The following is a 20,315-nucleotide window of genomic DNA, read 5'->3' on the forward strand; positions in this document are numbered from 1 at the left end:
CGACGATGACCGGACCTCACCACCGGGAGCCCGATCACCGGTACGTGCCGTACCCGACGGGCGGCGGCTCCGTCCGGCCCGCCCGTCGGTCGTCCCGCGGCCGGATCGCCCTCATCGTGATCGCGACGATCTCCGTCGTGCTGCTCGTCGTCGGCTTCGCCGTCATCGGGACGATGGTGATCTCCCGGACGGTGCAGAACTCCGCGGCCGCCTCGACCCGAACCAGCCTCGCGCTCCCGGCCCGGACCACCACCCAGCCCAGCGTGACCCAGGTGCACCGCAACCGGATCCTGACGAAGACGCTCGCGACGCCGACCGCGTGCACCCTGCCCACCTGGTCGACCGACTTCGACGCGATGCAGGCCTTCGCCGACGCCGCCAACCTCTGCTTCGGCGCGGTCTGGGGCAGCACTCTCCCGCGCGTGACACTGTTCGACACACCCGACGACCACCCGCCGGCGTCGACCGGGTGCCCCACGACCGAACGGACCCCCGGATTCTGGGTCTGCCTGCGCGGATCGGCGAGCAACTACCCGTCGATGGTGCGCAGCGCCGGCAATCAATCGGGGTCGGGGATCGAATGGCTCGCGCGCATCGCGGTCACCCGGGTCGCGACCGATTCCGGGCAGCGCGCGGACCTGCGCGCGCTCGTCGCGAGCGTCGGGGGGCCGACGAGCCCGCTCGGCACGGAGTACTTGCGACGCGAGTCCGCCCAGGAGGCGTGCCTCACCGGCGCCACGCTGGGCATGCTGGTCGACCACGGAATCAGCGTGGCCGAACTGGAGTCGGCCGCGGCGGCCACCGCGCTGTGGTTCCAGCTGGACGACACCCGCACCATCGACGGCGACGTCCTCACCACGTGGTTCCAGCGCGGTGCCGCGGTCCGAACGACGGCGCCGTGCGGCGACGCCTGGTCGGCGCCCGTCGGCGAACTCCCCTGAGCTACTTCAGCCCGAGGGCGTGCAGCCGGTCGGTGATCGCCTGCGGATCCGGCGCGACGAGGTGCCGCAACCGCTCCCGCACCGCGTCCTGCGCCATCGGGTTGAGCGCGGCCAGGCGCGCCTCGTCGGGCGCGGCGAGCGCCGCGGGGATATCGTCGCCGGTCAGCGCCGCCACCGTCGCGCAGAGCACCGCGACGGCCTCGTCCGCGTCGGCCACCACGATCTCGAACCCCGGGCCCTCGTCGTGCACGCCGTGCACGAGGAACTCCGCCAGCGCCGTGGGGTCGCCGGGCGCGTAGGTGCAGCTCATCCGGCCCGACGGTGCCGCCACGGCCAGCCCGTCGACCAGGGACATCGGCTCGCGCGGGGGCGCGAGCAACTCCAGTTCGATCGCCATCACGTTGACCCTAACTCTTGCCCCGGGTTGCTCGGAGCATTAGGCTAGGGTTACCTTCATGATCGACATCACCGAGCGAGAGGAGTCGTCATGAGCGCCCCGACCATCGCCGAGCCGACACCGGCCGAGCGCGTCCGCAGCATCGCGGCCGTCCCCCATGCCGCGGTCCTCGCGGCCGACGGCTACGAGCCGATCACCGTCGCTCTGCACCACGTGCTGGGCGATCGCCTGGTGGTGGCCGTCGCCGACGACGCTCCCTGGCTCGAAGGCGTCCGCGCCATGGTGGAGATCAACGACATCTCGCCGCTCCCCCTGCGCGAGCGCACCCGCTCGCTGGTCTGGCTCTCCGGCCGCCTGTCCGAGGTCGCCGACGGTGCGGCCCTCGCCGCCCGGGTGGCCATGGACAACCCGCTCGAGGCGCTGCTCGACGTGGGCAACGGCGCGCGCCTGCTGACCATGCCGATCGAGACCGCCGTGCTCGCGGACGCCGCCGGCGCGTCGTCGGTCACCGGCGACGAGCTCGCGGCCGCCGAGCCCGATCCGTTCGCCGGCTACGAGACCGCGTGGCTCGCCCACGTGGAGAGCGGGCATCCGGAGATGGTCGGGCAGCTCGCACGCCGGCTGCCCGGCAAGCTCCGCAACCACCGCATCCGGCTGCTCGGCATCGACCGCTTCGGCATCCGCCTGCGCGCCGAGCACCACGAGCTCTCCGATGTGGACGTGCGCCTGAACTTCGCGCAGCCCGCCCACGACATGGCCGCCCTGCAGCGCGGCATCCGCATCCTGCTGGGCTGCCCCTTCCTCAACGGCCTCCGCGCGAGCTGATCGCGCCCACAGATCTTCGGTGCGTGTCGTCGACGACACGCCGAGGAGCCGCCGCAGAAATGCACCGAGGATCGGCGCGGCCCCGGACGAGTCCGATCAGTGCGCCTGCACCGTGATGTCCGTGTCCTTCGGGGTCAGGGCGTAGACGCCCACGGCGACGGCGAACAGGATCACGCCGCCGACCAGGCCTGTGGTCTGCAGCGACGCGGTGAAGCCCGTCATCGCGTGCTCGGCCAGCGCGGGCAGCCCGGCCTCCTGCGCGATCGCCATGGCGGCGCCCAGCGACTCCCCCGCCGCACCCGCGGTGGCGGCGTCGATGCCCGGGATCGCGCCGAAGTCGGCGTCGGCGGTGTAGAGCATCGCGGCCACACTGCCGAGGACGGCCACGCCGAGCACGTTGCCCAGGTCGTAGGAGGTCTCCTCGAGCGCGGCCGCGTTGCCCGCCTTCTCCTCCGGCGTACCGGACATCACCATCGCCGAGGCCACGGTCATGCCGCCCATGCCGACGCCCACCAGGATCAGCGGCGCCACCAGACCTGCGTAGTCGAGCTGCGCGGGCGCGGCGATGAGCACCATGCCGATCGCCGCGGCCACCAGCCCGCCGGCGAGGACGATCCGGGCGGTGAGCAGGTTCGCCAGCCACGGCGCGGCCAGCGAGGCGACCACCGCCGCGACGGCGACGGGCAGCAGCCGGACACCCGTCTCGATGGGGCCGTAGCCCGCGACGAGCTGCATCCACTGCGCGAGCAGCAGCAGGGCGGCGGCCATGGCGAACATGACGCCCAGCGCCGCGACGATGCCCGCCGAGAACTGGCGCCGCTCGAAGAGCCGCACATCGAGCAAGGGGTGCTCACGCCGGAGGGAACGCCGGACGAACAGGCCGAGCACCACGACCGCGATCAGCAGCGCCGCCAGGCCGGGCCCGGACAGCAGGGTGTGGTCCTTGGCGAAGCGCTTGATCGCCCAGACCAGCGCCACCATCCCGGTGATCGACATCAGCGCGCCGAGCCAGTCCCACGATCCCGGCGAGGCGACCTTCGACTCCGGCAGCAGGAAGAAACCGATGATCAGCACGATCACCATCACCGGGACGTTCACCATGAACGCCGCGCGCCACGAGAAGTTCTCCAGCAGAACGCCGCCCACGATCGGCCCGATCGCGGCGCCCACGCCCGAGACGGCGGCCCACAGGCCCAGCGCCTTCGCCCGCTCCGCCGGATCGGTGAAGATCACGCGCAGCATCGTCAGGGTGGTCGGCATGATCATCGCGCCGCCCACGCCGAGGGCCGCGCGCAGCGCGATCACCTGGGCGGGCGTCTCCGCCCACAGCACGAGCGCCGACGCCGTGCCGAAGACGACGTACCCGAGCAGCAGCATTCGCTTGCGGCCGAACCGGTCTCCCAATGAGCTGGTGGACACGAGCAGCCCGGCCAGCACCAGGGAGTAGGCGTCGATGATCCAGAGTTGTTGCGCCGCCGATGGTCTCAGGTCGGCCGCGAGATCGGGCACGGCGATGTTGAGGATCGTCATGTCCACCGTGATCACCAGCAGGCTCGCAGAGAGCAGCAGGGCGGCGGCCCACCGCCGGGTGGCCGAGGCCACGGGGGCGGTCGTCAGGTCGGTCATTCCCGTTCTCCTTCACGCGGATTCCACAGCGCTGTGATCGAGCGTTCGAGGAGCGCCTCGTCGACGCGCCCCTCGGTGAGCACGGTGCGCATGATCGCGCCGTCGGTGAACATCGCCACCGCTGCGGCACTCTCCGCGGTGATGTAGCGCTCCAACGTCGCGATGAAGTCGTCCTCCCACCGCACGCTGAGCTCTCGGAGGTCCGGGTGCAGCGGCGCCGCGCAGGTCACCGCGAAGTCGGCACCCACGAGCTGAGGGTCCAGCAGGTAGCGGTGCAGGGCGGCGGTGTACGCCGCGGGCGTCGCCCCCTCCTGGACGAAGATCGCCTCCAGTCCGTCGAGCCACTCCTCCGCGTCGTGCACCAGCAGCGCCATCGCGGCGGCGCGCAGATCGTCGAGCGTGGCGAAGTACTGCGTCGTCGAGCCGAGCGGTACCCCCGCCCGCGCGGCCACCTTGCGATGGGTCAGCCCGTCGGGCCCGTCCTCGACGACGAGTGCCGCCGCGGCAGCGACGATTTCGCGGCGACGCCGCTCGGGATCACGGCGACGGGGTGCGTCGGTCATCGAGACCTCCTTATGGACGTTTGTACATGTACAACTGTACATCATGTGCGACAGTGAATGAGCCGCTAGATTGGGGCGATGAGCCCCACACCGGACAATCCGTTGCCCGACCAGCCCGAAGGCGAGCACAAGCCCGACTTCGCGACGCGGGCGAAGACGCACGTCGACGACGCGACCACCCGCGCCAGGACCCATGCGGACGAGACGGCCGCCCGCGTCAAGACCAAGGCCGGCGATGCGGCCACCCGCGCCGGCGACGCCGCCAAGAAGTGGCTCAAGCGCGCGATCGTCGCCGCGATCCTCGTCGCCGTCCTCATCGCGGCCTACTTCGCGCTGGCCGCCTACCTCCCGCGCAAGTGGGCGGACCTGCTGGTCGGCTGGGTCGGCACGGACGGCGGCACCCTCAAGGGCACCGCCTTCGGCCTGGGCATCGGCTTCCTCTGCGCCGGCCTGCCGCTGCTCATCCTCTGGTTCGCCGCCAAGCGGGCGAGCAACCACCCGAAGATCGCCACGGTGATCGGGCTGCTCGCCGTGGTCGTGGCCGTGCCGAACCTCATGACGCTCGCCGTCGCGATCGGCACCGGCAGCGGAGCCAGCTACGCGCGCACCAAGATCGACCAGAACGCCGCGGGCTTCCGCTGGGCCACGCTGATCGGCGTCGTCGTCGGCGTCGTCGCCGCTATCGCCCTCGCGGTCTTCCTCGAGGTGCAGCGGCGCAAGCGCGCGAAGAAGAAGCAGCGCAAGGCCGTCGAGAAGGAGGCCAAGGCGCTCGCGAAGCAGCAGGAGAAGGAGGCCCGGGCGGCCGAGAAGGCCGGCCACGGGCGCGCCCCCGGCCTCGACGAGGAGCCACCGTCGAGCGGGAACGACTCCCGCTAGCGGCGGTCAGATCCCGAACAGCACCTCGATCGGCTCCTTGGCGAAGTACAGCAGGAACAGCCCGGAGACGATCCACAGCAGCGGGTGCACCTCCTTGGCCTTCCCGCGCGCGACGGCCATCACCACCCAGGTGATGAAGCCGATGCCGATGCCGTTGGCGATCGAGTAGGTGAAGGGCATCGAGACCACGGTGAGGAACACGGGCAGCACGACGTAGAACTTGCTCCAGTCGATGTCCTTGAGCTGCCCCAGCATCATCGCGCCCACGATGACCAGAGCCGGTGCGGCGGCCTCGGACGGGACCACCTCGTAGAGCGGGGTGAAGAACATGGCGGCGAGGAACAGCACGCCGGTCACGATGTTCGCCAGGCCCGTCCGGGCGCCCTCGGCGATGCCCGATGCGGACTCGACGAAGACAGTGTTCGACGAGGCCGAGGCGCCTCCGCCCACGATCGCGCCCGCGCCCTCGACGGCGAGCGCCTTGCCGATGTTCGGGACGGTGCCGTCCTCACGCATCAGGTTCGCCTCCTTCGTCAGGCCCGTGATGGTGCCCATGGCGTCGAAGAAGTTCGACAGCACCAGCGCGAAGACCAGCACCGACGCGGCGAGCACACCGATCCGGGTGAAGGCGCCGAAGACGTCGACCTCGCCGACCAGCGACAGGTCGGGCAGGCCGCCCAGGGAGGACGGGAGCTCGGGGATGTTCAGGCTCCAGCCGTGCGGGTCCTTGAACGACGGGCCGAGGCCGGCCACCTTCTGCACGATCAGCGCGACGATCGTGGTGACGACGATGCCCAGCAGGATCGCGCCCGGCACCTTGCGGACCACGAGCACGCCGATGAGCAGCACACCGAAGACGAAGACCGCCGTCGGCCAGGCCGCGACGGAGTTGCCGATGCCGAGGCCGACGGGCACCGTCGTGCCGGCGGCGTCCGGGATGCGCCGGACGAAGCCCGCGTCGACGAAGCCGATGAACGCGATGAAGCAGCCGATGCCGGCGGCGATCGCGGCCTTGAGCTCGGCGGGGATGGCGCGGAAGACCGCGGTGCGGAAGCCGGTGACGCCGAGCAGCACGATGATGATGCCGTCGATCACCACCAGGCCCATCGCCTCGGGCCACGTGACCTGCGGCGCGACGCTCACCGCCAGCAGGCTGTTGACGCCGAGGCCGGCGGCGATGCCGAAGGGGTAGTTGACGATCGCGCCGAAGACGATGCACATGATGCCCGCGGCGAGGGCGGTGACGGCCGCGACCTGGGCGGTCGGCAGCACGTTGCCGAGCACGTCGACGTTCTTGCTGTTGCCGACGACGCCGCCGATGATGATCGGGTTGAGCACCACGATGTAGGCCATCGTGAAGAAGGTGACGAGCCCACCGCGGAGCTCCCGCGGCACCGTCGAACCGCGCTCGGAGATGCGGAAGAACTTGTCGATGGGCCCCAACTGGGGCTCGGTGGGAGCGGACACGTCGTGACCCTTCACTCGCTGCAGGACCGGGCAATCGTAACGGTGCCCGGATAGGGTGACCCGGTGAACGCCCCCGAGCCCGTCCCGACCGCCGAGCGGGGGCCGCTGCGCGCCGAGGTCGTGATCGTGCTGCTGGTCACTTTCGCCTGGTCGGGGCTGTATTCGGTGATCAGGTTGATCGGTTACCAGCTCGGCCCCGGAGTCGGATCGACGACGGTGACGCTCAACCCCGTCCGCAGTCCGCACGCGGTGATCGACTTCCTGCTGCAGGCGATGGGTGCCGTGCAGCTCTTCGCGTGGGCCGCGCTGGCGCTGTACCTGCTGATCCGGTCCGGCATCGGGTTCGCCGACATCGGCTTCGCGCTGCGCAGGCCACGACGGGCGGTGCTGCGCGACGTGGGGCTGGGCACCGCGCTGGCAGCGCTCATCGGCATCCCCGGGCTGGCGCTGTACGCGGCGGGGCGGGCGCTGGGCGTCACCGCGAGCGTGGTGCCCGCCTCGGGCGACGTGCAGTGGTGGCGCATCCTCGCCTACGTGCTGCTCGCGGCGGGCAACGCCGTCGCCGAGGAGGTCGTGGTGGTGGGCTACCTCATGACGCGGCTCCGGCAGCTCGGCGTGGGGCGCCTCGGCACCGTCGCCGCGTCCTCGCTGTTGCGCGGTTCGTACCACCTGTACCAGGGGTTCGGCGCGGGCCTGGGCAACCTGGTGATGGGCGTGATCTTCGGCGCCGCCTACGACCGCTGGCGGCGCCTGTGGCCGCTGGTCGTCGCGCACTTCCTGCTCGACGTCGTCGCCTTCGCCGGGTACGCGCTGCTACGGCCCCACCTGGGATTCCTCGGCTGATCCCGCGGGTCCGGGCGACGGCCGGTGCCGGACGCCGGCGTGCCCCGTCGCAGGCCGTCGCGACACCGGTCCGTGCCGCTCATCACGACGAATTCTCAGTCGTTCCCAGTACAGTCGGACGTCGTGAATGACGAACGACCGCGCAGGCAGGACGGCGACCAGCCGAATCTCGCCTGGTCGCAGGTCCCCGAGGGCGACCCGCGCTCGCGCGCGCCCCGGCACCCCCAGGGCATCCCGCGCCGGCAGGCGGGGCAGAGCCAGGCGCCCGCCCCACGTGGAAGCCAGCCGCCCGCGCCGCCCCCGCGACGCCCGGCGCAGCCGCCCCGTCGCCCCGTCCCGCCGCAGGCCGCGGCCCCGGTCCCGCCCGCCGCTCAGCCCCGCGCCACCCGCGTCGAGCGCCCGCCGGCCGAGCCGCGCGCCACCCGCGTCGAGCAGCCGCAGCCCCGGCAGGGCTGGGCTCCCCGCCAGGAGCCCGAGCCGCTTCCCGCGAGCGAAGTCAAGCGCCCGGTGGGCGCCCGCGGCAGCAGCGGCGGGCGCGTCCCGCCGCCCCCACGTCCCCCGCGCGATCGCGATCGTGACCGCGGCGGCCGGGGGCGTGGCCGACGGTCCGCCGTCGCACCCGCCCCGCAGGCCCCCGCGCCGAAGAAGGTCCGCCGCAAGCGCAAGCTGCATCCCTTCCGGTGGCTCGGCGTGTTCCTGGTGCTGCTGCTCGTCGGCACCGTGGCGGGGACGATCTACTTCGACGGCAAGCTCACCCGGATCGACGCGCTCACCGAGTACTCCGGGCGGGTCGCCGACACCCCCGGGACGAACTGGCTGCTCGTGGGCACGGACGCCCGCGAGGGCCTGACCCCCGCCCAGCAGAAGGCGCTCGCCACCGGCGGCGAGCTGGGCGGCGCGCGCACCGACACGATCATGCTCGTGCACATCCCGAAGTCCGGCGACGCGACGCTGGTCTCGATCCCCCGCGACCTGTCGGTGCAGGTGCCCGGGCAGGGCGGTCACAAGATCAACGCCGCCTACTTCCTGGGCAGCACGTCGGGCGCCGGCGATGCGGGCGGTGCACAACTGCTGGTGCAGACCCTGGAGCAGGCCGCGGGCCTGCGCATCGATCACTACGCGGAGATCGGCTTCGGCGGCTTCGCGAACATGGTGGACGCGATCGGCGGGGTCGAGATGTGCCCGAAGTACCCGATCAACGACCCGAAGGCGGGCCTGCGGATCAAGGCCGGCTGCCAGACGCTCGACGGTGCGCAGGCCCTGGGGTACGTGCGCACCCGCGCCACCCCCAACGCCGATCTCGACCGCGTCGTGCACCAGCGGGAGTTCATGTCGGCGCTGTTCAAGGAGGCGACCTCACCGACGACGCTGCTCAACCCGTTCGAGCTGTGGGGCCTGTCGAACGCCGTGGTCGACGCGCTCAAGGTCGATCAGGACACGCACCTGTGGGACCTCGCGCGCCTCGCGTGGGCGATGAGCGGCAGCACCGTCACCACCACGACGCCCACCGCGGGCAGCGAGTACACCAACGACGGGGACTCGCTCGCGTGGGGCAAGAACACCGACGAGTTCTTCGGCCTGCTGGCGGCCGACCAACCCGTTCCCGCTCGCCTGCTGAGCACGCCGCCGGGAACCGGTTAAGGTGGCGCCATGACTGAACGCGGCCGAATCGGCCGTCCGCCGAAGGTGAATCGCGAGCAGGTGGTGGCCGCGGCCGCCGACATCCTCACCACCGACGGCCCGCTGAAGTTCTCGATGCGCACGCTCGCGGCGCGCCTCGACATCAGCGCGATGGGCATCTACCACTACTTCGACTCGAAGAACGATCTCCTCGGCGCGGTGCTCGAGCATCAGGCCTGGAACACCCCGGTGCCGGAGCTCGCCGAGGACCCGCACGAGCGGCTGGTGCAGCTCCCGCTCATCGTGATCGACCACCTCACCCGGCATCCGTGGGTGATCGACGTGCTCTCGGCCGACGAGATCATCGACGCCTACTCGGCGTGGTCGTTCGACGAGTTCCTGCGCACCACGGACGAGATCGGCATCCCCGAGGACGAATCCCTGCACCTGCTGCTCGGGATGTGGCGGCTGACGATCGGCGAGGTGACGGTGCGCACCAACCAGGCCATGCGCGATGCGCGCCCGTCGTCGAGCCCCTGGTACGAGCGGGAGATCCCGCAGCACGTGCTCGACCGCCCGCGGCTGGCGGGCGCGCTCAGCGCACTCGATCCGAGCGCCGCGACCTACGACGTGCGGCAGACGATCCTCGCGTACCTCCGCGGCTCTCTCGGCGACCGCTTCCACGGCTGATCCGGCTGCGGGCCGGATCAGCCGTCGCGGCCTACAGCGAGACCTGGCGGCCGCGCAGTCCGTCGCGCGAGCGCCGCTGCGCGGCGGTGAGCTCGGAGTCGTCGGCCAGGGCCTCGGCGAGGCGCTTGCCCAGCTCGACGGTGCCGGCCACCCACTCGTCGGGGTGCGACTCGCGGTCCAGGTCGAAGACGGGCACGAGCAGGCCGTCGGAGCGGAACGAGCCGGCGAACCGCGAGCCCTCGCCCACGGTCAGCCCGCCGGCGGCGTGCACGCGGGCCAGGGCGGCCATGAGCTCGTCCTCGGGCGCGGGGTGCACCCAGCGCAGGTGCGCCTTGGAGCCGGTGTCGGCCCACCAGGGCGCGCCCACCCCGTCGGCGCCCAGGTCGATGCGGGCGGCGGGGGTGATGAGCGAGTTGGCATGCTCGACGAGCTGGCGGGTCTGCGCGTCGGCGTCGCCCGCGAGCCACCAGTCGAAGTCCTTGTGCACGGTGACCTCGAGCGGAGCGGCGGCGTCGAGCACCTCGAGCAGCGCACCGTCGCGCTCCTCGGACAGCGCCTCGCCCACCTCGGCGTCGGCGGCGAACCGGGCGGCACCGGCGAGCGCGGCGCCGGGCTGCAGCGGCCGGGTCGCGGTCTGCAGGGCGGCGTAGCCGATGACCCCGTCGGACTCCTCGCGGACCAGCGCCTGCGCGGCGCCGGGGAGCACCGTCGCGAGCCGGATCTCGCGGTTCGCGCCGGAGACCTTCAGCGGCGCGGTGGCGCTGGGCACGAAGTTGCGCAGCGCGACGATGTCGCACTCCGCGGCCAGGCCCTCGAAGGGGCGGCTGCTCGCGGCGGCCGAGGCCTCGGCGCGGGCGCGCTGAGCGGCCACCTTCTCGGCACGGTTCGATCCCTCGCGGGGAGTGGCATTGCGTTCGCGTCTACCCATGCGGGCAGCCTATCCCCGCAGCCAGGACCGCGTACGGGCCGGGTGGTTGGTGGCGATCCACTCCACGCCGAGCCCGTTGCACAGCGCCACGTCGGCCTCGGAGTCGACGGTCCAGCAGTACGTGAATCGCCCCGCCGACCGGGCCTTGGCGACGGTGTCGGGCCGCTCGCGCAGCGATTCCACCGAGGGACCGATGCCCTGCGCGCGCACCGCGGTGGCCGCGCCGCCACCGAGCAGCCGCGACGCCTCGCCGAGCAGGACCGCGGGGACGCCGGGAGCGTTGCGGCGCACGCGCCAGACCGCGGAGCCGGAGAAGGAGATGACGATGACGGGCGCGTCCGCGAGGTCGTCGGGGCGGGAGAGTCCGTGCCGCTGCAGGGTGGCGAGCAGCTTCTGCTCGACCATGCCGCCGAAGCGCACCGGGTGCTTGGTCTCGACGAAGAGCTTGCGGCCCGCGGTACGCGCGAGGTCGATGAGCTCGTCGAGGGCGACGACCGGCTCGGGGTGGCCGGGGCGCTTCCAGGAGCCGAAGTCCATGGCCTTGAGGTCGGCGAGGTCGAGCTCGGAGACGGCCCCGGTGCCGTCGGACGTGCGCTCGACGGTCCGGTCGTGCACGCAGACGAGGTGCTGGTCCTTGGTCAGGCGCACATCGCATTCGATGGCGTCGGCGCCCTCGGCGATGGCCGCCTCGAAGGCGCTCATGGTGTGCTCGGGGAACTCGCCGCTGGCGCCCCGGTGGGCCACGATCCCCGCTACGCCGCCAACCATCGCGTTCCGTCCTCCCGCTCCCGGGCCGTGCCCGGCCCGCCGTCGATCATCCGCACCAGCCGCGCCGTCCCCAGGAGGAACAGCCCGGACAGCAGGTAGGTCAGCGTGGTGTAGACCATCGCGTCGGCACCGTGCTGCAGTCCGCCCGCAGCTCGCGCGTACGCCACGCACCCGACGGTGACCATAGTCAACGCGACCCACGCCACCCACCACCGCCGGATGAACATCGCGCGACGATCCGTGGCGAGCCCGTCGGCGCGGCGCTGTGCGTCGGCGAGTTCGAGCACCAGGACGGGCGCCGCGACGAGGTTGACGACCGGGACCAGGCAGTACACCCACAGCTGCCACCGCGGGCGGGGTTCGCGGGTGCCCAGTTGCGCGTACGCGCGGGCGCGGGAGTCCTGCAGCCACAGCGCGAGCACGACGAAGAGCGCGAGCACCGCGAGCACGGCCAGCCAGCCGATCGCGAACACCGCGACGGTGGCGACGACCGCGAGCCACCCGGGGACGGGCCCGGCCCGGTTGATCACCAGCAGCAGGTAGGCCAGGAACTCGACGGCCGCGGCGGCGAAGACGATGCCGGTGGTCAGCCGCAGGACGAAGGGCGTCGACTCGGCCGCGCTCTCCGCGGCGGTCGGAGCCGCCGGCGCGGCGGGCGTGAAGTCCTGGCGCAGTCCCCAGCGGGGCACGGCCGGGTAGCGCGGCGTGGGCGTCGGTCCCGACGGTGCGCGACGCGGCACCGGGAGCGTCTCGGGCGGGCGCCGGGCGAGCCACCGCAGGCGGCTGCGGGGCTGCGCGGTGCGGCTGGGGTTCGGGTGCATCAGACGACTCCCGGACTGCCGTCCGGCCGCACGACGGGCCGCTCGGCGGAGGCCCAGGCGATCATCCCGCCGTCCACGACGACGGCCTCGATCCCCACGGTCTCGAGGTACCGCACGGCCTGCTCGGAACGGCCGCCGCCGCGGCAGATCACGTACACCTGGGCATCGAGGTCGATCTCCTCGAACCGGACGGGCAGGTCGGGCAGCGGCAGGTGTACCGCGCCGGGCGCGTGACCGAGGGCCCATTCGTCCTGTTCGCGCACGTCGAGCACGGTGATGCCGGGCGCTGCGGTCAGGTCGGCGGGCAAGGCGTCGACGGGGATCGGACCGTCCGCGAGGTAGTCGGTCATGGCACCAGTGAACCACGCGCGCGACGGGCCCCCGGAGATTCATCCACAGTTTCCACAGGCTCATCCACAACTTGAGGGTTGTGTTGTGAACCCTTCACCAGCGCGAATCGCGCGCCCTGTGGATCGAGCATGTCAAGCCCCGAAGTTCGCCCACAGGCCGCGGCGCTGCAGGCCCGCCAGCGCGCCCTCGAGGACGCCGGTGGTGACGGAGGCGGCGAGCCCGGCACCGTCGAGCGCGGTGCTGCCGCCCAGCAGGCGCGCGAGCAGCGGCTTCGGGCTGTGCATGGCCTCGACCTCCGCGTCGGGGAAGCGCTCGTCCAGCACGCCGCGCAGGGTGCCGATCCCGTCGGCCAGCCCGAGGTCGACGGCCTTGCGGCCGATCCAGACCTCGCCGGTGAACAGGGACGGGTCGTCGCCGAGGCGATCCCCGCGACGGCTAGTGACCCACTCCCGGAAGGCGCTGTGGATATCGCCCTGGATCCCGTGGAGCCACTCGATGTCGCCCTCGCGGACGTCCTCGAACATGTCGAGCCGGTGCTTGGCGTCGCCCTCGGTGAAGACGCGGCGCTCGAGGCCGATCTTGCCGATCAGCTCCTTGGCGCCGAAGCTCGCGGAGATGACGCCGATGGAGCCGACGATGGAGGTGGTGGTCACGAAGATCTCGTCGGCGGCGCAGGCCAGCCAGTACCCGCCCGAGGCGGCGACGTCCTCGCAGAAGGCCAGCACGGGCAGCTCGTGCTCGGCCGCGAGCTGGCGGATGCGGGTGGCGATCAACTCGGACTGCGCGGGCGAGCCGCCGGGGCTGTTGAGGACCAGCGCGACGGCGACGGCGTCGTCGGTCTCGAAGGCCCGGCGAAGCACCGGCTCGACCCCGGCCAGGTTGAGCGCGCCGCGGCCGAGCCCGCCCGACATGGCGGGCGCCGCGATGGGCCCTTCGAGGCGCACGACGGGGACCACGCCCCCGGCCTGCCCGAGGGCGGCGCGCACGCGGTGGCTGGCGGCCTTGGCCGCGTCCTGCAGGTCGGTCACGAGGGGACTCATGGCCCCGACGGTAGCGGGCGAATCCGACATGCGCCGATCACCGCAGGTCAGGGAGCGAGCGGAGATCCGGGGAAGTTCCGCGCGACGGTCCACACCAGGACCAGCACGCCGACCGTGATCCACAGGTACTTGTTCTGCGGCACCGCCGGGACCGTGAAGCCGACCCGCCGGCCGAGCCAGATCAGCCACAGCCACGCCACCACCACGCCCGCGGGGTAGATCAGCGCGTTCGAGCCCAGCGCGGCGAGGAAGTCGCCGTTGGTGACGTCGTTGACCGCGCGCAGACCGCCGCAGCCCGGGCAGTAGACGCCCGTCGCGGCGAACAGCGGGCACACGCCCCAACTGTTCTGCACGTGGGGATCGCGCAGGTGCAGCGCGAGGACGACGACACCGGTACCGGCGGCCGCGGCGAGCGGCCAGGCTGCCGCGCGCAGGCGCGCGGTGCTCGACGGTGCGGTGACGGTCATGTGCCCAGGCTAGCGCCGCGCCCGTGACACCGGGCGCCGGGTCAGAGGGCGGAGAGGACGGTGAGCGCGCCGAACAGGCAGCCGAGGGAGACCAGCGCGTCGAGCGCGGCGTAGCCCCAGGCGTTGCGCCGGTTGAGCAGATTGAGCACCGCGTGCACGCCGAAGGTGGTGCCCACCAGCAGCGACGTCAGGAAGGCGATGGCGAGCACGTCGAAGTCGCCGGTGTAGTTGCACGCCATCGCCGCGCAGTCGCGGAACGAGGGCAGAGCGCGCACGGCCAACGCCAGGTTGGCGATCGTCGCCGTGAAGGAGGCGACGAGGAGCGCGATCGACACGACGATGTCGGCGCGGGTCTGGCGGCCGCCGACGAGGGTGCGGATGCGGCGGGCCCGACCAACGTTCGGGTGCTGGGTGCGCACCCGGAGGATGGATCCGGTCATGTCCACCATGATCGCGCGCCGGACAGCGGATTCCAAGCGTTTGCGATAGGAACCGAGTTCGTTTCTATCGGCGCGCGCCGACCTGTCGCAGGTGGACGCCGTAAAGCGATCCGCCGGTCTAATACGTCACATTTGGTTGCGTGAACAACAAACATCGGGCATTTGCGACGCATCGGCACACGAAGGGTGCGCCAGGGCGCCGACCTGCACCGGTCGATTTCCTACGGGGATGTAGGTCGGCTACAGTGTTGCGCACCACACACCTGTGATCGGATTCACAGGCGGCGAGACGGAAGGCAGCGCGATGGCGGTCAAGCACACCCACTCCTTCGCGAGCGGAGCGGACGCCGCGAGCCGCAGTTCCTGCACCGTGTACTTCTCCCGCTCGCTCACCCGCACGCTGCTGACGGTCGCCGTGCTCGCGGCCGCCCTGGCGCTCATCGTCGTCCTGGGCTGATCCCCCGGCGTCGGCCGCCCGGCACGCCCCGCCCGCTCCGGGCCGCACGCAGCGCACCCGACAGCGAAAGTCGGCGACGCGCGCATCTCCGCAGGAGACTCCGCGAACCTCAACCGCACTTCATGCGCTTTCCGCCGTCCTTATTGCGGAACCATTCCAGATAAGAAAGGCTGGAAGCGTACGAAGGACCAACCAGGAAGCGATGGCTTCCGCAATCGAAGGGAAAGACGTGGCCGTCTACACTCTGCCGGACCTCGACTACGACTACAGCGCGCTCGCGCCCCACATCGCGGGCGAGATCATGGAGCTGCACCACAGCAAGCACCACGCCGCGTACGTCGCCGGCGCCAACCAGGCCCTCGAGCAGCTCGCGGAGGCCCGCGAGGACGGCTCGATCGCGACCAAGGCGCCGCTGCTCAGCAAGAACCTCGCCTTCCACCTCGGTGGCCACACCAACCACTCCATCTTCTGGAAGAACCTGTCCCCCAACGGTGGCGACAAGCCGGTCGGCGAGCTCGCGACCGCGATCGACGAGTACTTCGGCGACTTCGACAAGTTCCAGGCGCACTTCACCGCCGTCGCGATGACGCTGCAGGGCTCCGGCTGGTCCGTCCTGGCCTGGGACCACATCGGCCAGCGCCTGGTGATCCAGCAGCTCACCGATCAGCAGGGCAACATCTCGATCAACCTCACCCCGCTGCTCATGCTGGACATGTGGGAGCACGCCTTCTACCTGCAGTACAAGAACGTCAAGGCCGACTACGTCAAGGCCTGGTGGAACGTCGTGAACTGGGAGGACGTGGCCGCGCGCTACGCCGCCGCCAAGGGCTGATCACTCCCTTCTCAGCCTCGGAACCCCGTCCAGCGCAACTGCGCCGGCGGGGTTTCGTCGTGTTTCGACCCACCCGCCGTCCGAAACCGGCGAGTTTCTGAGCCAGATCGCGCATATCGCAGCGTGACCGAGATCCAGCCCGGTTTCGGACGTGCGATCCTGGTCGCCATGACACAGCCGGGATACGACGCGATGGCCGACCTGTACGCCGAGACCTTCCCGGACCCGTACCAGTACCCCATCGAGCGGCACGCGGCCGCGGCCTTCGCGGACGCCGCTGCGGGCCGCCCGGGCCGCACGGTGGACGTCGGCTGCGGGCTCGGCCACGTCGCGGCGGATCTCGCCGAGCGGGGGCTCGACGTGATCGGGGTCGACCCCAGCGCGGGGATGCTGGTGCACGCACGGCGCCTGCACCCCGAGCTGCCCTTCGTCGACGGTGACGCCTCCCTCGCCTCCCTGCCCGACGGACCGATCGCCGCGATCCTCGCCCGGTTCAGCCTGATCCACGTGGCGCCGGCGCAGGTCCGCGCCGCGCTGTGCACCTGGGCCGGCCGCGTGGACGCCGGCACGCCGGTGCTCGTCGCCTTCCAGGCCGCCGACGAGCCGGGACCGCCGCTCGCCTTCGACCACGTCGTCGCGCCCGCCTGGCGCTGGCATCCCGACACCTTCGCGCAGGCGCTGGCCGACGCGGGCTTCGCCGAGTCGTGGCGGATCGTCCACCGCGACAAGGACTACCGCTTCCCCATGGCGCAGATCCTCACCCACCGCCGCTGACGGTGGGGATCCGGATCCCGCGCGCCCCTCGCCCCCGACAGACGAGGGGCGAGGGGTGACCGGCACCGTCGGATACGGGCGACCGAAACCCTCCCGACGGACCCGTGAAGAATCTCGGCAGGGCGTCAAAACTCCTGCGCTACTTGCCATTTCATGGCAGCGCGATTAACCTGGACGTGCACGAAGGGGAGTAGCCCCCAATCGCGCGGTCGACACACTGGCGAGAGCCCGGCCGCGCGAACCGGATTCGACGTCCGGTGGGCGAGACCTTTGTGCCACTTGCGCGGTCCGACCGTCGGATCCGTGTGGCACAGGTCTTCGCAGGAGGTATGCACCGTGCTCAACGCGTTGCTCATCAGTTTCGCCGTCGTCTTCGTGGCCGAGCTCGGTGACAAGTCCCAGCTCATGGCGATGACCTTCGCCGCCCGGTTCAAGTGGTGGGTGGTACTACTGGGCATCACCGCGGCCACCGCGCTGACCCACATCGCCTCGGTCGGCATCGGCTACGCCCTCGGCTCCGCGATCCCCGGCCAGCTCATCACCGCCGTCGCCGGCGTCTCGATGATCGTCTTCGCCTTCTGGACCTGGCGCGGCGACACCCTCTCCGACGACGAGAGCGGCACCGCGGACCGCGTCACCCGCTCGGTGTTCCTGGCCGTCGCCTCGGCCTTCTTCCTCGCCGAGCTCGGCGACAAGACGATGCTGGCGACCATCACCCTCACCACGCAGCACAACTGGTTCGGCGTGTGGATCGGCTCGACGCTCGGCATGGTCGCCGCCGACGCCCTGGCCATCGCGGTCGGCGCCCTGCTCGGCGCGAAGCTGCCGGAACGGGCGATCGCCATCGGCGCGACGATCCTGTTCTTCGGCTTCGGCGCCTGGCTGCTGGCCGAATCGTGGCCGGAGCTCGACGGGACCAGCCGCATCGTGGTCGGCCTGGTCGTCGCGATCACGATGATCGGCGGCGGGCTCGTCGTGCGCCGGGCGCACCGTGCCGCGGCGGCCGTCCGGCGGGCGGCGGCACCGTCGGACACGGGGACCGCGAACCCGCAGGAGAGCACCCCCGGTCCCGGAAGAACGGCCCTTCACTAATGTGAGGTGGGTCGCGCCGCCCACCGGCGAGTGCGCTCCACTACAGAAGGGAATCAGCCATGGACGTCTCGGGCTCCTCCGTCATCGTCACCGGTGCCGCTTCCGGTCTCGGCGCCGCCGCCGCGAAGCGCTTCGCCGATGCGGGTGCCACCGTCTTCGGTCTCGACCTGCAGCCGTCGATCGACAAGGCGACCCCGGCCGAGAACGTGCACCTCATCGCCACCGACGTGACCAAGGAGGACGAGGTCCTCGCCGCGATCGCCGAGGCCGTCGAGGCGGGCCCGCTGCGCGTGGCCGTCAACTGCGCCGGCGTCGGCTGGGCCGGACGCATCCTGTCCAAGAACGGCCCGCACGCGCTGGACCTGTTCCAGACGGTCATCAACATCAACCTGGTGGGCACGTTCAACGTGATGCGCCTGGCCGCCGATCAGATGTCCAAGCAGGAGGCGGTCGACGAGCAGGGCTCGCGCGGCCTCATCGTCAACACGGCCTCCGTCGCCGCGTTCGAGGGCCAGATCGGCCAGATCGCGTACACCGCGTCGAAGGGCGGCGTGCACGCCATGACGATCACCGCTGCGCGCGACCTGGCGCAGTTCGGCATCCGCGTGAACACCATCGCCCCCGGCATCATCAACACCCCGATGCTCGCGGGCGTGACCCCCGAGTTCAAGCAGACCCTCGAGGCGGGTGTTCCCTTCCCGCAGCGCCTGGGCGAGCCCTCCGAGTACGCCGACCTGGCCTACTTCCTCTCGCAGCACGACTACCTGAACGGCGAGACGATCCGCATGGACGGCGCGATCCGGATGGCTCCGCGCTAGATCTGCAGTTCCTCCGCCGGCGTCGCCCCGACCGCGTCCGACAGGACGAGGAGCGGGGCGGCGTCGTCGTCGATGGAGGGACCGTCGGGCGGCAGCACCATGCTCGACGGTGCCGGGGCGGCCCCGGCCTCGTTGCGCAGGTCGATCGCGACCAGCAAGTTGTGCACGTTCTCCTCGGGGATCCCGTCGCCGAAGTCCTCCGGCAGGTAGGGACTCAGCTGCACCAGGACGTCGCGGATCTCGACGACGCGGCGCTGGAAGCGCAGGTGCGGGTCGCGACGGGCCTTGCCGGCGTCGAGCACGACCTCCGGCACCGCGGTGGTGAGCAGCATCCACAGCGGCTCGAGCCGCTGGAAGTCCCGACGGTGCCGCTTGCGGTACTGCATCTGCACGACGAAGCCGCGCACGCCCGGGTAGCTCAGGCCGATGACGAAGAGCAGGATGCCGCCCGCCGTGCAGGCCTGGGACACCGAGAGCAGCACCGGCCAGGAGCCGACGTGCGCGGCGCTGGTGAGGACGAAGGCCACCTGCGCGAGTGAGCCGGCGGCGGTGATCGCGAGGCCCGCGGCCATGAGCCGCAGCGAGGTCACGAGGTAGCCGTCGGCGAAGGGCATGAGCCGGCTCAGGGAGAGCACGCAGTCGGCGAGCCCGTACATCAGGTAGCCGCCCGCGATGACGAAGAAGACGGCGAAGCCGAGCTCCTGCACGGTCAGCGTGTCGAGGCTGGCGTCGCGGAGCGAGGCCGGTGTCACCGTCATCGCGATGGACAGGCCCACGACCGCGGCGATGAGCGGGATGGCCTCCATGCCCGCCCGCCGCTGCCGCGCGGATTCGGTGGTGCCGTAGAAGAAGGCGACCGCGAGCGAGGCGACGCCCAGCGCCAGCAGCGCGTAGCCGCCGAGGCGGGACGAGCCGCGCCACAGGGCACCGTCGATACTGGCGGCCAGGGGCGAGCCGAGGAGCAGGACCGCGAGGGTCAGGGCGGCGATCGCCACGGTGACGGCGACGGCCTGGATCCCCGCCTTCGCGCGGTAGAGCCGATCGATGCGCCAGCACAGCACCAGGGTGAAGAACGCGACGCCGAACACGTTCACGAGCTTCACAGCCACCGGGAATGCCCTCCCAGAGCGCGCTGGATGCCACGCAGGCTGTCGTGCTTGGCGGTGCGCCCGGCGAGTGCGCCGGCCTTGGAGGCCCAGCCGAGGATGATGGACGCGATCATCTCGGCCTCCCACTCGTTCTCGTCGTCGTAACAGGTCCGGTGCAGTGCGGCGTCGGCCTCCGGCGAGGACATCTCCGTGGACTGCGGAGGCGTCGCGGTGGGGCCGGCGTTCTGGTGGCCCGCGATGAGGTGGCCGAACTCGTGGATGATGATCTGATCGCGGTGCGTGCGCGAGGTGTTCGCCTGGTAGAAGAAGTAATCGGCGTCCTCGCCGACGAGCCAGAGCCCGTTCGGCATGCCGACCGGCAGTGGCTGCGAAATCACCAGGATGTCCCGCCCGCGGCGCTTGCCGTACTTCTCGCACAGCTGGACCGCGTCGAAGGGCAGGTCGAGATCGAGGCTCCGCACCTCGTTCTCACAGAGACGGCGGAGCGCTTTGACGGATCGCACGCCCCACCTCCCCACGGTCGTCGAGGGACGACGAGCGCCGGAAACACGCTCCCGGCGGCCGGAGGAT

Annotated in this window: 24 protein-coding genes; 11 read left to right on the top strand and 13 right to left on the bottom strand. The window is 71.5% G+C overall.

The window, feature by feature from the left end:
* Positions 1 to 5 precede the first annotated feature (5 nt).
* Positions 6 to 941, top strand: coding sequence for a hypothetical protein (locus BLQ62_RS22510; RefSeq protein WP_068532053.1), 936 nt, complete (start codon positions 6 to 8; stop codon positions 939 to 941).
* Between the two features lies 1 nt (position 942).
* On the opposite strand, the gene BLQ62_RS22515 is transcribed toward BLQ62_RS22510, so the two are convergent.
* Positions 943 to 1,338, bottom strand: coding sequence for a hypothetical protein (locus BLQ62_RS22515; RefSeq protein WP_068563872.1), 396 nt, complete (start codon positions 1,336 to 1,338; stop codon positions 943 to 945).
* Between the two features lie 90 nt (positions 1,339 to 1,428).
* Here BLQ62_RS22515 and BLQ62_RS22520 point away from each other — a divergent pair, with 90 nt between their 5' ends.
* Entirely contained in the window at positions 1,429 to 2,163 is a 735-nt protein-coding gene (locus tag BLQ62_RS22520) for a DUF2470 domain-containing protein (RefSeq protein ID WP_068532050.1), read from the top strand.
* Positions 2,164 to 2,259: 96 nt separating this feature from the next.
* Here BLQ62_RS22520 and BLQ62_RS22525 read toward each other — a convergent pair whose 3' ends face one another.
* Positions 2,260 to 3,789, bottom strand: a complete 1,530-nt coding sequence (locus BLQ62_RS22525; protein ID WP_068532048.1) for an MFS transporter — start codon at positions 3,787 to 3,789, stop codon at positions 2,260 to 2,262.
* A complete protein-coding gene (locus BLQ62_RS22530; protein ID WP_068532046.1) occupies positions 3,786 to 4,352 on the bottom strand; it encodes a TetR/AcrR family transcriptional regulator in 567 nt (188 codons plus the stop codon). The genes BLQ62_RS22525 and BLQ62_RS22530 overlap by 4 nt, the downstream gene beginning before the upstream one ends.
* Positions 4,353 to 4,430: 78 nt before the next feature.
* On the opposite strand from BLQ62_RS22530, the gene BLQ62_RS23605 reads away from it, so the two are divergent.
* Positions 4,431 to 5,228, top strand: coding sequence for a hypothetical protein (locus BLQ62_RS23605; RefSeq protein WP_139184288.1), 798 nt, complete (start codon positions 4,431 to 4,433; stop codon positions 5,226 to 5,228).
* A gap of 6 nt (positions 5,229 to 5,234) precedes the next feature.
* Here BLQ62_RS23605 and BLQ62_RS22545 read toward each other — a convergent pair whose 3' ends face one another.
* Entirely contained in the window at positions 5,235 to 6,695 is a 1,461-nt protein-coding gene (locus BLQ62_RS22545; protein ID WP_068564635.1) for an NCS2 family permease, read from the bottom strand.
* A gap of 63 nt (positions 6,696 to 6,758) precedes the next feature.
* On the opposite strand from BLQ62_RS22545, the gene BLQ62_RS22550 reads away from it, so the two are divergent.
* The 3 genes from BLQ62_RS22550 (at position 6,759) to BLQ62_RS22560 (ending at position 9,848) form a co-directional block, all read left to right on the top strand.
* Positions 6,759 to 7,538 (top strand): CPBP family intramembrane glutamic endopeptidase, encoded by a 780-nt coding sequence (locus BLQ62_RS22550; protein ID WP_068532043.1) that lies wholly within the window; start codon positions 6,759 to 6,761, stop codon positions 7,536 to 7,538.
* A gap of 123 nt (positions 7,539 to 7,661) precedes the next feature.
* Positions 7,662 to 9,179, top strand: a complete 1,518-nt coding sequence (locus tag BLQ62_RS22555) for an LCP family protein (RefSeq protein WP_231857514.1) — start codon at positions 7,662 to 7,664, stop codon at positions 9,177 to 9,179.
* A 9-nt stretch (positions 9,180 to 9,188) separates the two neighbouring features.
* Positions 9,189 to 9,848, top strand: coding sequence for a TetR/AcrR family transcriptional regulator (locus tag BLQ62_RS22560; RefSeq protein WP_082756166.1), 660 nt, complete (start codon positions 9,189 to 9,191; stop codon positions 9,846 to 9,848).
* 31 nt (positions 9,849 to 9,879) lie between these two features.
* Here BLQ62_RS22560 and BLQ62_RS22565 read toward each other — a convergent pair whose 3' ends face one another.
* The 7 genes from BLQ62_RS22565 to BLQ62_RS22595 form a co-directional block, all read right to left on the bottom strand.
* The gene (locus BLQ62_RS22565; protein WP_068532039.1) at positions 9,880 to 10,776 is read right to left on the bottom strand and encodes a DUF5926 family protein; all 897 of its coding nucleotides are present in this window, start codon (positions 10,774 to 10,776) and stop codon (positions 9,880 to 9,882) included.
* Between the two features lie 9 nt (positions 10,777 to 10,785).
* Positions 10,786 to 11,544, bottom strand: a complete 759-nt coding sequence (locus tag BLQ62_RS22570) for a glycerophosphodiester phosphodiesterase (protein ID WP_068532037.1) — start codon at positions 11,542 to 11,544, stop codon at positions 10,786 to 10,788.
* Positions 11,529 to 12,365, bottom strand: coding sequence for a DUF4328 domain-containing protein (locus BLQ62_RS22575; RefSeq protein WP_068563865.1), 837 nt, complete (start codon positions 12,363 to 12,365; stop codon positions 11,529 to 11,531). The genes BLQ62_RS22570 and BLQ62_RS22575 overlap by 16 nt, the downstream gene beginning before the upstream one ends.
* Positions 12,365 to 12,715: a rhodanese-like domain-containing protein gene (locus tag BLQ62_RS22580; protein ID WP_170842930.1), complete on the bottom strand. Its 351-nt coding sequence runs from the start codon at positions 12,713 to 12,715 to the stop codon at positions 12,365 to 12,367. Before BLQ62_RS22580 ends, BLQ62_RS22575 begins: the two co-directional genes overlap by 1 nt.
* 132 nt (positions 12,716 to 12,847) lie before the next feature.
* A complete protein-coding gene (locus BLQ62_RS22585) occupies positions 12,848 to 13,756 on the bottom strand; it encodes a S49 family peptidase (protein ID WP_068563863.1) in 909 nt (302 codons plus the stop codon).
* 47 nt (positions 13,757 to 13,803) lie between these two features.
* Positions 13,804 to 14,223, bottom strand: a complete 420-nt coding sequence (locus tag BLQ62_RS22590; RefSeq protein WP_068563861.1) for a DUF2752 domain-containing protein — start codon at positions 14,221 to 14,223, stop codon at positions 13,804 to 13,806.
* A gap of 41 nt (positions 14,224 to 14,264) precedes the next feature.
* On the bottom strand, positions 14,265 to 14,663 hold the full coding sequence (locus tag BLQ62_RS22595; protein WP_139061778.1) for a hypothetical protein: 399 nt from the start codon (positions 14,661 to 14,663) through the stop codon (positions 14,265 to 14,267).
* Positions 14,664 to 14,967: 304 nt separating this feature from the next.
* Here BLQ62_RS22595 and BLQ62_RS23950 point away from each other — a divergent pair, with 304 nt between their 5' ends.
* The 5 genes from BLQ62_RS23950 (at position 14,968) to BLQ62_RS22615 (ending at position 18,636) form a co-directional block, all read left to right on the top strand.
* A complete protein-coding gene (locus tag BLQ62_RS23950; RefSeq protein ID WP_156483171.1) occupies positions 14,968 to 15,120 on the top strand; it encodes a hypothetical protein in 153 nt (50 codons plus the stop codon).
* Positions 15,121 to 15,349: 229 nt separating this feature from the next.
* Positions 15,350 to 15,952 carry a superoxide dismutase gene (locus BLQ62_RS22600; protein WP_068532027.1) on the top strand — a complete coding sequence of 201 codons (603 nt, stop codon included), beginning with the start codon at positions 15,350 to 15,352 and terminating at the stop codon, positions 15,950 to 15,952.
* Between the two features lie 168 nt (positions 15,953 to 16,120).
* On the top strand, positions 16,121 to 16,726 hold the full coding sequence (locus tag BLQ62_RS22605) for a class I SAM-dependent methyltransferase (protein ID WP_068532119.1): 606 nt from the start codon (positions 16,121 to 16,123) through the stop codon (positions 16,724 to 16,726).
* 336 nt (positions 16,727 to 17,062) lie between these two features.
* A complete protein-coding gene (locus tag BLQ62_RS22610; RefSeq protein WP_068563857.1) occupies positions 17,063 to 17,818 on the top strand; it encodes a TMEM165/GDT1 family protein in 756 nt (251 codons plus the stop codon).
* A gap of 59 nt (positions 17,819 to 17,877) precedes the next feature.
* Positions 17,878 to 18,636 carry an SDR family NAD(P)-dependent oxidoreductase gene (locus BLQ62_RS22615; protein ID WP_068563855.1) on the top strand — a complete coding sequence of 253 codons (759 nt, stop codon included), beginning with the start codon at positions 17,878 to 17,880 and terminating at the stop codon, positions 18,634 to 18,636.
* Here BLQ62_RS22615 and BLQ62_RS22620 read toward each other — a convergent pair.
* Together BLQ62_RS22620 and BLQ62_RS22625 are read right to left on the bottom strand one after the other, a co-directional pair.
* Positions 18,633 to 19,745, bottom strand: coding sequence for an MAB_1171c family putative transporter (locus BLQ62_RS22620; RefSeq protein WP_068532022.1), 1,113 nt, complete (start codon positions 19,743 to 19,745; stop codon positions 18,633 to 18,635). The two genes, BLQ62_RS22615 and BLQ62_RS22620, sit on opposite strands and share 4 nt — an antisense overlap.
* Entirely contained in the window at positions 19,736 to 20,248 is a 513-nt protein-coding gene (locus BLQ62_RS22625) for a hypothetical protein (RefSeq protein ID WP_068532020.1), read from the bottom strand. Before BLQ62_RS22625 ends, BLQ62_RS22620 begins: the two co-directional genes overlap by 10 nt.
* Between the last annotated feature and the right edge of the window lie 67 nt (positions 20,249 to 20,315).

It is taken from the genome of Tsukamurella pulmonis (assembly GCF_900103175.1).
GTDB classification, from domain to species: domain Bacteria; phylum Actinomycetota; class Actinomycetes; order Mycobacteriales; family Mycobacteriaceae; genus Tsukamurella; species Tsukamurella pulmonis.